The organism is Ekhidna lutea (genome assembly GCF_900188325.1).
GTDB classification, from domain to species: domain Bacteria; phylum Bacteroidota; class Bacteroidia; order Cytophagales; family Cyclobacteriaceae; genus Ekhidna; species Ekhidna lutea.
Map to the genome: position 1 here is coordinate 38,933 of NZ_FZPD01000007.1, position 12,496 is coordinate 51,428.

12 protein-coding genes are annotated in these 12,496 nt (G+C 40.2%); 10 read left to right on the top strand and 2 right to left on the bottom strand.

The window, feature by feature from the left end; all coding sequences use genetic code 11:
- The first annotated feature begins 119 nt into the window (after positions 1-119).
- Both pafA and CHB71_RS17805 read left to right on the top strand, forming a co-directional pair.
- Positions 120-1,730 (top strand): alkaline phosphatase PafA, encoded by a 1,611-nt coding sequence (gene pafA, locus CHB71_RS17800; RefSeq protein ID WP_089358319.1) that lies wholly within the window; start codon positions 120-122, stop codon positions 1,728-1,730.
- A gap of 31 nt (positions 1,731-1,761) precedes the next feature.
- The gene (locus tag CHB71_RS17805) at positions 1,762-2,412 is read left to right on the top strand and encodes a DUF4159 domain-containing protein (protein WP_089358320.1); all 651 of its coding nucleotides are present in this window, start codon (positions 1,762-1,764) and stop codon (positions 2,410-2,412) included.
- A 66-nt stretch (positions 2,413-2,478) separates the two neighbouring features.
- On the opposite strand, the gene CHB71_RS17810 is transcribed toward CHB71_RS17805, so the two are convergent.
- Positions 2,479-3,312: a hypothetical protein gene (locus CHB71_RS17810; RefSeq protein ID WP_144017484.1), complete on the bottom strand. Its 834-nt coding sequence runs from the start codon at positions 3,310-3,312 to the stop codon at positions 2,479-2,481.
- Positions 3,313-3,511: 199 nt separating this feature from the next.
- On the opposite strand from CHB71_RS17810, the gene CHB71_RS17815 reads away from it, so the two are divergent.
- From CHB71_RS17815 to CHB71_RS17835, 5 genes are all read left to right on the top strand, one after another.
- Positions 3,512-4,471 (top strand): hypothetical protein, encoded by a 960-nt coding sequence (locus CHB71_RS17815; RefSeq protein WP_144017485.1) that lies wholly within the window; start codon positions 3,512-3,514, stop codon positions 4,469-4,471.
- 3 nt (positions 4,472-4,474) lie between these two features.
- Entirely contained in the window at positions 4,475-7,159 is a 2,685-nt protein-coding gene (locus CHB71_RS17820; protein ID WP_089358323.1) for a CHAT domain-containing protein, read from the top strand.
- Between the two features lie 4 nt (positions 7,160-7,163).
- Complete coding sequence (locus CHB71_RS17825) at positions 7,164-8,012, top strand: LytR/AlgR family response regulator transcription factor (protein WP_089358324.1); 849 nt, start codon at positions 7,164-7,166, stop codon at positions 8,010-8,012.
- 83 nt (positions 8,013-8,095) lie between these two features.
- The gene (locus CHB71_RS17830) at positions 8,096-8,662 is read left to right on the top strand and encodes a hypothetical protein (protein WP_089358391.1); all 567 of its coding nucleotides are present in this window, start codon (positions 8,096-8,098) and stop codon (positions 8,660-8,662) included.
- Positions 8,663-8,758: 96 nt separating this feature from the next.
- The gene (locus CHB71_RS17835; protein WP_089358325.1) at positions 8,759-8,941 is read left to right on the top strand and encodes a hypothetical protein; all 183 of its coding nucleotides are present in this window, start codon (positions 8,759-8,761) and stop codon (positions 8,939-8,941) included.
- Between the two features lie 18 nt (positions 8,942-8,959).
- Here CHB71_RS17835 and CHB71_RS17840 read toward each other — a convergent pair whose 3' ends face one another.
- Entirely contained in the window at positions 8,960-10,165 is a 1,206-nt protein-coding gene (locus tag CHB71_RS17840) for a TlpA disulfide reductase family protein (RefSeq protein ID WP_089358326.1), read from the bottom strand.
- A gap of 76 nt (positions 10,166-10,241) precedes the next feature.
- Between CHB71_RS17840 and CHB71_RS17845 the strand changes: the two genes are divergently transcribed.
- The 3 genes from CHB71_RS17845 to CHB71_RS17855 all read left to right on the top strand — a co-directional run bounded on the left by CHB71_RS17845 (position 10,242) and on the right by CHB71_RS17855 (position 12,496).
- Positions 10,242-10,676, top strand: coding sequence for a hypothetical protein (locus CHB71_RS17845; protein ID WP_089358327.1), 435 nt, complete (start codon positions 10,242-10,244; stop codon positions 10,674-10,676).
- Between the two features lie 83 nt (positions 10,677-10,759).
- Positions 10,760-11,890, top strand: a complete 1,131-nt coding sequence (locus CHB71_RS17850) for a DEAD/DEAH box helicase (RefSeq protein ID WP_089358328.1) — start codon at positions 10,760-10,762, stop codon at positions 11,888-11,890.
- A 408-nt stretch (positions 11,891-12,298) separates the two neighbouring features.
- On the top strand, positions 12,299-12,496 hold the full coding sequence (locus CHB71_RS17855) for a hypothetical protein (protein ID WP_089358329.1): 198 nt from the start codon (positions 12,299-12,301) through the stop codon (positions 12,494-12,496).

Here is a 12,496-nt window from a genome sequence, read left to right on the forward strand (position 1 = left end):
TACAGGCTTAAGGTGATACTGAAGGTGTACTCCTTTATCGAAAATTCATAGATATGCAGGATTTATTAACTATGGAATAATTTTGGATTTATACCTTCGCCATATCTAAACCTCCAAACATGAAGAAATTCTTTTTCACGCTACTCCTAATGCTATTTTTTCGGGGATTCTCTCAAGAAAAACCGAAGCTAGTTGTAGGGATTGTAGTTGATCAGATGAGATACGACTATATATCCCGATATTATTCAGATTTTGAAGATGGTGGATTTAAACGACTTATAGAAGAAGGATTTTTATACCGAAATGCTCACTACAACTACATGCCTACCAAAACCGGCCCGGGTCATGCATCTATTTTCACTGGTACAACTCCAGCAAGGCATGGTATTATTGGAAATGATTGGTTCGTGCCCTCCATCAACCGACGATTTAACTGCGTAGAAGACACTGCTTCCTCAGTAGTTGGAGGCGTTTCAAATGGAGCGGTTTCATCAAGAAACCTAAAAGCAACAACCATCACTGATGAGCTCAGACTCTACTATAACTTCACTTCAAAGGTGATTGGAGTTTCGCTAAAAGATCGTGGAGCAGCACTTCCCGCAGGGCATAACCCAACGGGAGCATATTGGTATGACCTTCAAAGTGGTAATATGATTACTAGCACATATTACAGAGATGAATTGCCCTCTTGGGTAGATGCCTTTAATAAGGAAAATAGACCCAGTGCATTCCTGTCCAATAAATGGGAACTGTTTAGAGATGAAGAAGTATATAATGAAAGCATTGAGGATGAGAATCCTTATGAGCAGGAGCTGAGAAAAGGACTGGGCGTTTCCTTTCCTCACGATCTTCCCAAACACAAAAAAGATCTTTCATTGCTTAAATACACTCCTTTCACCAATACTTTAATCAAAGAGTTTTCAATGAAGGCGGTGGTAGAAGAAGAAATGGGACTTGACTCTATTCCGGATTTTTTAACCATGAGCTTTTCCGCTACCGACGACATTGGTCATAGATTTGGTCCCCGATCCGTGGAGGTACAGGATACATATCTGCGATTGGACAGGGAGTTAAGCGAATTTCTAAGTTTTCTTGACGATACAATCGGTAAAAACGAGTATGTCGTATTCCTTTCTGCAGATCATGGAGCTACTGATGTCCCATCCTATATGTATAAAAACAAAATGCCTGGAGGCTATCATAATAATGGTTTTATTAAGAGTCTGCTAAATGATGGTCTTGGTGAGGTGTTTGGTGAAGGGAAGTGGATCAGTTCAATTATAAATGAACAGATTTATTTGAATCATGAGCTCATTTCGGAGAAAGGTGCAAATACGGATGAAGTCAAGCAAAAAACCATTGAAATTCTGATGGGTGAAGACTATGTGTATGAAGCCTTCGATGCTAACCTTGTTGCCAAACGAATGTTTACCGATCCTTTACTCATCAAACTGCAGAATGGATATGAAAATAAACGTTCAGGTGACATCCTTTACGTCTTAACTCCAAGTGATCTTAATGATTCATGGGGACGGCAAGGGACAGATCATCGCTCGCCTTATACATACGACACGCACATCCCAATCATCTTCTTCGGTAAGGGAATAAAGCCAGGAAAAACCGTACGACCAGTTTCTATCACTGATATTGCTCCGACTCTGTCTATGCTATTAGATATTTCACTACCAAGCATGTCGAATGGGCAACCACTAAAAGAGTTATTTGAATAACTATTTGATTCAGGATGAGTATAATTGATCTATGAGAAATCTCTGGGTTCTTTTTGTAGTCGCGTCAGTATCATCTTTTGCACAGCCTGTCAAAATAGGCAAGCTTAAATATGATGGTGGAGGTGACTGGTATGCGAATAAAACAGCACTCCCAAATTTGATTGAGTTTTGTAACCAACAGATCAATACAAACCTGGCTGTTTCTGAAGATGTAGTGGAAGTAGGCAGTCCTGATCTCTTTCTCTACCCGTATATTTATATGACAGGGCATGGCAATGTGGTTTTCAACAATGCACAGGCTGAAAACCTAAGAAGCTACCTTACATCAGGTGGTTTCCTGCACATTGATGATAATTATGGCCTTGATCCATTCGTGCGAATCGAAATGAAAAAGGTATTTCCGGAGCTTGAATTAGTCGAGATTCCTTTTGACCACCCTATTTATCATCAGAAGTTTGACTTTGATGATGGGTTGCCCAAAATCCACCAACATGACGGAAAACCTCCAAAAGGATACGGAATTATTTATGAAGGACGTCTTGTTTGCTTTTATTCCTATGAGTCTGACTTAGGAAACGGATGGGAGGATCAATCGATTTATAATGACCCGCAGGAGGTAAGAATAGAAGCGCTAAAAATGGGAGCTAACATCATCTCTTACGCCTTTACATCCTCACTCTAAAAGAGTAAAGCCCCAATCCTCCGAAGAATCATGGGGCAATTACCTACCTGAAGAACTATTTGACTCCTAGTTTCTTTTACCTCTTGGCTCTACTGTGTGTGTGGTTGTCTCACCATTTATTGTAATAGTTACTTCATTATCACAATCACCATCTCCAAAGTTGATTACAGCTACATTGTCTCCAAAAGTGATTTGTTTGATACCAGAGACCGGAATAAACACTCTGCTGGCACGGCAAGATCTCTTAAAAACTAATTTCTCCAGAATTTCAACCTCATACCGAATGTCCTCCCTATTAGATCCGCTGGCGCCACCTTCTACATGGAATTCATCATTAAGTGGGTTATTTGCTCTGATCCAGGTCTTAGTATGGTCCGCATCTCTTGTCGCTGTTGAACCATCTTCGAATGTTAGCTTTCCGTCTTCAAGGACGATATTAAATGTCAGATTGTCATCAAGACTTTCTGAAATATTGGTTAGCGTTCTAGTGCCTTCTACTTGCACTTCATCTATAAAGAAGTCTTCCAACGTGATGATTCTAAATGCTCCCGGGACCAATTTTCTTTCATTGTATTCAATGATGATTTTTCCTTTCAACACACGTCCTCCTCTTATTTCACATCCATCACCATAATCAATGGTTAAGGTTTTATTTTCTTTGTCGTGCGTGATTTCTGCACATTCAAGAACCGTATCTCGCTCTACCCTTCCTGACTCATCGGCAAATGCCAGACCTGCCTCTGCAATTAGATCTACATCTTCATAATTAGCTTCAAGAGCTGCCTCTGAATCTGCGTCAAGCTCTGCAACCAGGTCAACAGGGGCGGTTTCACTGTCATCACTACATGAACTAAAGATGATGACAAAGATTAGTGCAGGGATAAATAATAACTTTTTCATGATATTCATTTTTCGTGTTTTTCAAATTGTTTGCTCCTTTGACATTCATGAAATAAGAAGGTTTAATCCTTCAATATTTTTTTAAAAAAGTCAGACAGGCGATTACAAATAGTAGACACTCGTATTATGGTCTAGTTCCTATAGGTGAAGTGGTTCATGATTGTTTATTATTGTATAAGCATAATTTAATCACACTGCTATGCTAAAACTGCGTCATCTTATTCTTATTGCTAGTTCTTTACTTTTGGTTTCGCAACCATATGCTCAAGGCTGTAGTGATGCCGGGTTTTGCACCATGGGTGCTATGAAGCCTGATCAGAATTATAGTAAAAGAATCGCCATTAAGCTTCGATCTATTGAGCTTAATTATTACAAAGGAACCAGTATCATCTCTCCTGTGATTAGTGCTGCTACCATTGATTTCAATCTTGGAATCAATGATTATAGTGCCTTCCAAATCAAAGTTCCTTATATGTGGATAACGGGGAACCTGGGTGATAATGCAGGGCTAGGTGATATTTCTTTAAGTTACACTCGTCTTCTAAAAGCGACTAATAACTGGAATGTCAACGGGACTTTAGGAGCTAAATTACCCTCAAATGATGCCAATGCGACTATCAGTAATGAGCACACTGGTGGAATGGAGTCACCGCTTCATATGTATTATCAGACAAGTTTGGGATCTTATGATGCAATTGCGGGCGTTTCTGCTCTAAGTGGGGAGTGGCTACTGGCAACAGGCATCCAAATAGCGCTTACAGAAAACAATAATCAGTTTGTTTGGAGTGATTTCCCAAACTACCCAGATCGGGAGTATCTTGAAAAAAACAATCGTGGAATAGAATTGAAACGTGGGATTGATGTAATGCTTAGAGTAGAACGAAACTGGAGGTTTACAAACTTCAATTTTTCACTTGGCGCTTTACCTATTTACCGAATTACAAAAGATGAGGCGATCATTCCAGGAACGACTGAAAGAGGTAAGATAGAAGGTACAACTGGACTTGCTTTGTCTATTTTAGGAAGCTTTGGTTATCACTTTGACGTTAATAATAGTGTTAAAATTATTCAGGGAATTAAGCTGGTAGACCGAGATGTAAACCCTGACGGGCTTACTCGAGATGAGGTATTGAGCATAAGTTATGTGTACAAATTTTAAGGAATGAAGCAGCTACTTTTCTTTTTCATTACACTATTTTCTATTGAGTCTCTTGCTCAGGAAACTCAACTAAAACAAGCAGAAGCAACATATGCTAATGGTGATTTTGATAACGCTTATGTGCTCTTCAAAAAGGCTGGGGATTTATATTTTGCCAATGAAGCTTTTGTCCAATACATAGACACGCATCTGAAAATGATTGATTGCCAGTTGCAGGCCGGCAACCCCTTTCATGCAAAAAGTTTGGCCGAAAACACATTGGATTTTATTGAAACTGAGGTTGAAGAAGAGCAAAATCTTCGAGCCAGATGCCTGACACTCCTTGGCCTCAGTTACCTCAACCTCGGACGAAATGACGATGCGCTTGAGGTTCTCTTGGAAGGAGAAGGTTTTTTTTCAGCAGAAGACACAAAAGCCAAAGCCAACTGCCTGGATGCGCTTGGATTGGTCTATACCAATAATGAAAATAAACAACTTGCCGCACAGTATCATGAGCAGGCATTCGTCATGCGAAGGAAGCTATTTGGTGCGCAATCCATCGAAGTGGCCAATTCATACAACAATCTGGGCCGGGTATTTTTAAATAGTGACCCTCTTCAGGCACTTATCTATTTCAATAGAGCGAAAGGAATTTATGAGGAAAAACTTGGCAACAGCAGCAGAAGAGCACTTCGTGCAAACCTGAATATAGCTTTTGCTAACATGGAGCAGAACAATTATGATGAAGCTTTAGAGCAACTAAATGATGTGAAGCTTATTTATGACGCTACCTACCAGGACGATCATCCTAATAAGGCATACATTCAGTCGATTATTGGTCGGGTATACTTGCTAAAAGAAGAATATGAGAAGGCTCTGCTTAATCAAAAAGAGGCTCTGCAAATGTATATTAGCTTGTTTGGTGAAAAGCACCCTGATGTTGCCAACACCTACTATTTGATTGGTGAAATCTATAAGGCTAAAAGTGAATTTAAGGTAGCTGTCGAATTTTATCAGCGAGCGATCTACGCTAATCTTCCTGAGCAGGTTTACACCGAAATTTATGACCTACCAAAGCTGGAAAACTACTTTAATGCAGACATTCTTTTAAGAACACTTCAGGCAAAAGCGATCGCACTCGGTGCATTGCATTTTGAGAAATCGCTGAATGTAAGAGATATAGTTGGGGCGATAGAGACCTATCAAAAATGTGATGACCTGATCACCATTATCCGAAGGAAACGCCTCAATGAGCAGGATAAACTACGACTCGGTCAGATAGCCAAAGAAGTGTATGAAAGCGGAATTCAGCTTTCTCTCATCTTAAGCGAGCAAAGCTTTAATCGAAAAAAACACCTGCAAACGGCATTTGACTTTTGTGAGCGTAGCAAATCATCCGTATTGCTGGAAGCAATAACGGAATCCAAAGCCAAAAAATTTGCTGGCATTCCGGATGAGCAAATCCAATTGGAGGATAGCCTCAAAGATGAGATCTCCTTTCTTGAGCAGCAGTTGGCTCTTCAGGAAAATGCTGACAACAGAGAGATGAAGGATCTGCTATTTGCATATCAAAATTCCTACAGAGCATTTATTGCTAACCTGGAATCTCAATATCCTGAATATTATAAGCTCAAATACGATCAGCAGATTGCAACAGTGGCTTCAGTGCAGGAGCATCTGACGGAGCGTGCTGCTCTCTTATCTTACTTTATTGGCGAAAACGAGTTGTACATTTTCGTAATTACTAAAAAAGATGTTCGAGCAGAACGTAGGCCAAAAGGCGCTGATTTTCAGAAAATGATAACAGGCCTTCGAAATGCCATCAAGTACAACAGCGAACGAACCTTTCTGTCAACAGCCAGATCGCTGCACTCCCTAATAATGCCAGATTTTTCATCGAGTATCAAAGAGTTGATAATCCTGCCTGATGGAATTTTGGGGACCTTGCCATTTGAAGCATTTGTTTCATCTGGAGATGAGACTAGCTCCTACACTAATGCTAATTTCCTCATTGAGGATTTTCAGATTTCTTATGATTATTCTGCAACGCTTTTCACACAGCGTGTTGCAGATGATGAGCAGATACTTCCGGAAATTCTTTTGATCGCTCCGATAAGCTTTGAGGACAATGAGGTGAGAATGTCTAACCTGCCCGGATCAGAAAAAGAAATTGATGAGATCAGATACCTCTTTATGGGCAGTAATTGTGAAACAAAAGTTCAGACTGGTTCTGAAGCCAGTGAATCGAATTTTAAAAGTGAGGATCTGGGCAAATACCGATACCTCCATTTCGCAACCCATGGGATTGTCAATGAATCAGAGCCTGCGCTTTCACGAATATTTCTGAAACCCGGAAACAACGAAGATGGTAGCTTGTATACTGGCGAAATCTATAACCTTAATATCAATGCAGATCTAGTTACACTCTCAGCGTGTGAAACTGGATTGGGAAAAGTAGCCAAAGGCGAGGGAATCGTCGGACTAAGTAGGGCGTTGCAGTATGCCGGAGCGAATAATATTATTGTTTCATTGTGGCAGGTAGCTGATGCCTCCACAGCTCAAATGATGATCGAGTTTTATAAATACAACCTAAATAATGACCACCACGGTTATAATTCAGCACTTAGAGAAGCAAAGCTATCACTGCTAAATTCTGAACAATACGCCAGACCTTATTACTGGGCTCCTTTCATTTTGGTAGGAATGTAACCCAATGAATAGAAGAACCTCCATATTATTGATTGCCTTCATCATTGGACTTATATTTTTCGATGCGTTTCAGCAGAAGTACTACCTGGAAACATTTGACCTCTCCCCTACGGGTAATGTTTCTTTTCTTGAGCTTTTGGGCAACCATTTAATTCGCTGGTTTTTCTGGATAGTAGTTAATATTCCTTTTGGATTAATTGTTTGGAATCTATACTTCAAAAAAAAGCCGCCGACAAATAAAGACTGGATGCTTATATCCATTTGCATTTTTGTTAATGCGCTTTTTTCAATCGCACTAATTAGCACACATTCAATCATTGCTCAGGGAGTTCCCTTTATTGAATTCTGGGAGTTTTTTGAATTTTTCATCTTCCAGAAAGGCCTGACATTTGCTCTGGCTTCTTCTATGGTTACCCTTCTACTTTTCAATCATTCCAAACTGAAAACCATTAGTAAACAGGAAGTAGAAATAAAGAATCTAAAGAAAACAACTTCTGATTTAAAGGAAGTATTACATCAGGATGAAACCCCCCACCTAAACATAAAGACGGGTTACAAACTAAAACCGGTACCCTTGGAAGACATTATCTGGATTCAATCCGATGATTATTGTGTCAAAATACATACGGCTGAGACGACATTCACCCTTCGTCAAAGTCTAAAAGCTCTTGAAGATAAGCTTTCACCATTTCGCTTTATACGAATCCACCGCACAGCACTTGTCAACTTAGATTATCTTGATCAGATCAACTATGAAACAGCGAAAGTGAGGCTTTTGAATGAAACCGAAGTGCCATACTCAAAAACCGGATATAAATCACTCAAGGAGAAGATGAGAGATATTTCAGCCTAGCTTACTGCAAAACCAGCGGTGTTTACTGCAAAACATAGTGTTTTAAAATGACAGAAGAGTTTAGTTTAAAAAAACAAAAACTCATGAAAGCACTTAACCTGATTTTACTATTTGTTGCCGGCTCTGTATTTGCTCAGTATGAATACCAGCCTACCGCCGAAAATCCATACGGAAAACTGAACCCTGAAGCACCGGAGCAAACGGCTGACTTTGCCCCCTTAATCGGCACATGTACATGCAAGTCCGTCTCCAGAGTTGACCAAAATAACTGGGCAGATACTGTTATGATGAACTGGACTTTTAAGTATATCATGAATGGCATGGGCGTACAGGATGAGACATTGAAGGAAGATGGTGCTCATTCCGGAAGTATCAGGCAATACAACGCAGATAGTGCCAAATGGTATGTACATTATTACTCATCAATCACACCAACTCCTACCCTATCCAGCTGGGAAGGCAACAAAAATGAAAATGGTGATATCGTGCTCTACCGTGAGCAAAAAGCTCCAAATGGAATGGATGGATTTTACCGATTGACCTTTTCAGACATTTCCGAAAACGGATACAACTGGGCCGGCGAATGGGTCAATACCTCTGAAACATTCAGTTATCCAACATGGAGAATCTTTTGTCGAAGAAGCGAGTAGTAATTCATAAATATTTACAAATAGTCAGCTGATTGTCAGCGTTCTCTGGAAATATTTTAGCACATTGCAATACCTAATAACCTGGAATCGATTGATATGAAGAGGATAAAAATCGGTGACATGGTGGAGAGTGATTATGGCAAAGGACGTGTCCTGGCGGAAACGAATGAATGGATAATTCATGATAATTCAGCCAATGGAAGTGATACAGAATTTGCTATTTTGAAGACCGACGATCATTATGAAATAGTGAACGAAATGGAACTTCAGACATCCTAAATGTCAAAAAATAAATGGCTACTCAGCTAGTAGCTGATCGACTATTTCATTAAAACGTCGATCAAATGCCTGATAATATTCACCTGTTGCCGGGCCATTGAAATAGCTGTGTACATACCTTACATATCCTTGCTTGTCTAGAATGACGAGTGTAGGGAAGGCTTCAATGCGCTTCATAAAAGGAAAAGGCATTGCAGCTCCTGTTTTACTCAATCTTCCTCCCAAAACCATGTCGTAAGGAATACCATTCATTTCCTTATAATCATCCAAACGTTCTAACCCATACTCCTGAGAGTAATTTGCTTCAAACGAAGAGGCCAGTATCGCAACATCTCTAGCCTTGTTCTTCTCGTACCAATTCACCAAATATGTGGTTTGATCGTGGCTATTAGGACACCAGGTGCCGAATAGTTGAATGATGAGTACCTGCCCATCATATTTCAATGGGTCTATTGCATCTTTCCCTTCACCAGCTCCTAGCAGATCATAATAGGGTTTCTCCTTACCGGGCTCAACCTCTACCATCTCAAACGGATCTTTTAATTCCGCTTCCTTATCATAAGTAGCCGTCCATGGTTCAGCATATCCGTCATCATAAATCATCATGCCGGCCCATCCCGCATCCGGAGACCATTTACCATAGAAACCAAAAGCATGAGCTCCGTCAAAACAGGATAGCTTAATGGAGTCTCCATCAAGAATGCCTTCGAAATATCGATAATCACTTACCTCTGTCATGATTGTGCCTGACACTACATTTCCCTTTTGTTTAAATAGCCCGACACCACGTGACATACCGGAGGAAGAAGGCGAAAAAGTGATTGCCCATCGTTCTTCAATCACAGGAGAAGGACGTACACTTTTTTTCATCATTCTAGGTTTTCCGAAGGCAGCAGAAAATGATCTGCTGGCATTTCGATAATGCTTCAGGTAATTTCCACGCATATCCATGGCAGAAAACTTTGCGCGAATTTCAACATCAAAAGGATCCAGTGGTATGGAAATACTGTCACCTTCAATAGTGGAATTGCTAATCACTCTCCGCTCTTTTCCGTTGATCAAGGTAATTTCAGGCACCTCATCAGTGGGATATCCCACCTCAAACGTAAAAGGTATGCTTGCATCGGAGTAATGAATCTCCCCTTGCCATTGTCCGGGCTTAATGAGTTGACTATATCCAGAAAAACAAATGATAGCGCAGCTAACAGCAAGCAGATATTTCATAAGATGAAAGTAAAAAGAACTGACCGTATTGAAGAGTTTAAGGTATATTTATTCTAATAACCAACCTAAATTAATTATGACAAATCAATCAGTAAAGCCACCTATTTGGTTTTGGGTAGTCGCCGTTTTTGCACTTCTTTGGAATTTAATGGGTGTGAAAGCCTATCTGGATCAGGCATTTATGTCTGATGACGCGTTTGCTCAGTTAGAAGCAGCAATGCAGGATATTTTCAATCAAACCCCGGCATGGGTAACAGCAGCTTTTGCTATAGCCGTGTGGGGTGGAGCACTTGGTAGCTTGCTATTGATCCTCAGGAAATCGCTGGCGCATACGGTCCTTATCATTTCATTGGTAGGTATTGTTATTCAAATGTTCCACAATGTTTTTCTTAGTGACAACCTGGATGCGTACGGACCCGGTGGGATTCCTATGGCACTTATGATTCTAGGCTTTGGAGTTGGTTTGGTCTTCTTTTCTAAAAAATCCAAATCTGCCGGATGGATTAGATAAATTTTATCAGAAGCTGTATAGACTGATTTTTGATCAGCCTCGCAGCTTCTTTTTATTTCAAGGATTAATGCATCTTTGCCGCAATGACATTCAATGATTTTAATCTGGACGATCAGTTAACCGAAGCGATCGATCACATGGGCTTCTCGGAAGCCACACCCATACAAGAAGAGGCCATCCCGGCTATTTTAGAAGGAAGAGACCTGATAGCATGCGCACAAACAGGAACAGGAAAGACAGCCGCCTTTGTAATTCCTACCCTAAACTACCTAGCGCAAAATCCCAGTGAGGATGTGAAGGTGTTGGTGGTTGTGCCAACACGTGAGCTTGCCATACAAATTGATCAGCAATTTGAGGGATTCTCTTATTATCTGCCCGTTCACTCCATTGCTATCTATGGCGGTGGCGATGGTTCTGATTTTGCACAGCAAAAGAAAGCACTGACTCAGGGAAGCAATGTGGTAGTAGCCACACCGGGTAAGCTTATATCCCATCTTAACCTGGGTTATGTGAAGTTTGATAAAGTCACCCATCTCATCCTGGATGAAGCTGATCGCATGCTGGACATGAACTTCTATGATGACATCAAGAAGATCATCACGTTCTTACCAAATCTGAACCAGACCTCCATGTTTAGTGCTACCATGGCACCTAAAATTGAGAAATTGGCAAGAGAGGTTTTAAAGGATCCCAAAAAGATTGAGCTGGCGCTGGCTAAGCCTGCCGAAAATATTAGTCAGGAGGTATATAGAGTTGAGGAAGGATACAAAAGCGAGCTTATCAGTAAACTCATTGGTCGGTACGATGCTTTCGAGAGTATCCTAATATTTTCTTCTACAAAGAAGAAAGTCTCAGAGATTGTGCAAAGCCTCAAGAAAGCAGGATTAGAAGCTAAAGGCATCTCTTCCATGTTGGAGCAGGATGAAAGGGAGCGAATCTTATTGAAGTTCCGAGCGAAGAAATTACGAATCCTTGTCGCAACAGATGTGCTTTCTCGTGGTATCGACATTAAGGACATCAACCTGGTAGTCAACTACGACGTACCGAATGATGCCGCTGACTATGTTCATAGAATAGGAAGAACCGCTCGCGCAAAAACCAGTGGAGTTGCCATCACACTTGTGAGTAAAGACGACAACTATAAGATGAAGCGCATCGAAAAACTAATCGAGCGTGAGTTGGAAAAGGTGGATTATCCGATGCGGAGGAGGTGAACCTATTGTAGTCGGTTAGTTTGTAGATAAAGTATCCCTTCACGTTATTTGTAAATAAAATAACGTTTAAATGGATTTATGAATGTTTCTTTATAGATAAAGGTAATTGAAAATGCGAAGAAACAGAATTACCATAAATAGAACAGTCAGATTACGAGTTAAAAGAAAGGCTAACTCGAAATCATCCAGTAAACTCTCGCCCTCGTTGGTGTTGTCACCGACGATCCTCCTGAATGTTAAATCCATCACACAAATCAGTTAATCCCCTCAATAAAAAATTGTTGGTCACAAGACCAACAATGGCAAAAAGTTGATACATAAGCACTTTGATTTTAAGTTGTTTGAATAATGATATCAATGAAAGTCAATCATTTGAAATGATTCCATGAAAAATCGTTAATTTGTAATATGAGTATTCAGGAACGAAAATATTCGGTAATTGAAAAGATCATGCATCTGAATGAAAATGATCTTGATAAGATAGAGGCGATCCTTCAAGATGAAATAGAGTTGAACGATGCACTCGATAAATCCCTGCAACAAGTAAAAGAAGGTAAGGTTACCTACCACTCACAAATTCGAAAAAAGTATGAAAAATGGCTTTAG

Bases quoted from the DNA above. Each gene is read 5' to 3' on its own strand.
- pafA (WP_089358319.1), top strand. From the start codon at position 120: ATGAAGAAATTCTTTTTCACGCTACTCCTAATGCTATTTTTTCGGGGA.
- CHB71_RS17805 (WP_089358320.1), top strand. From the start codon at position 1,762: ATGAGAAATCTCTGGGTTCTTTTTGTAGTCGCGTCAGTATCATCTTTT.
- CHB71_RS17810 (WP_144017484.1), bottom strand. From the start codon at position 3,312: ATGAAAAAGTTATTATTTATCCCTGCACTAATCTTTGTCATCATCTTT.
- CHB71_RS17815 (WP_144017485.1), top strand. From the start codon at position 3,512: ATGCTAAAACTGCGTCATCTTATTCTTATTGCTAGTTCTTTACTTTTG.
- CHB71_RS17820 (WP_089358323.1), top strand. From the start codon at position 4,475: ATGAAGCAGCTACTTTTCTTTTTCATTACACTATTTTCTATTGAGTCT.
- CHB71_RS17825 (WP_089358324.1), top strand. From the start codon at position 7,164: ATGAATAGAAGAACCTCCATATTATTGATTGCCTTCATCATTGGACTT.
- CHB71_RS17830 (WP_089358391.1), top strand. From the start codon at position 8,096: ATGAAAGCACTTAACCTGATTTTACTATTTGTTGCCGGCTCTGTATTT.
- CHB71_RS17835 (WP_089358325.1), top strand. From the start codon at position 8,759: ATGAAGAGGATAAAAATCGGTGACATGGTGGAGAGTGATTATGGCAAA.
- CHB71_RS17840 (WP_089358326.1), bottom strand. From the start codon at position 10,165: ATGAAATATCTGCTTGCTGTTAGCTGCGCTATCATTTGTTTTTCTGGA.
- CHB71_RS17845 (WP_089358327.1), top strand. From the start codon at position 10,242: ATGACAAATCAATCAGTAAAGCCACCTATTTGGTTTTGGGTAGTCGCC.
- CHB71_RS17850 (WP_089358328.1), top strand. From the start codon at position 10,760: ATGACATTCAATGATTTTAATCTGGACGATCAGTTAACCGAAGCGATC.
- CHB71_RS17855 (WP_089358329.1), top strand. From the start codon at position 12,299: ATGAGTATTCAGGAACGAAAATATTCGGTAATTGAAAAGATCATGCAT.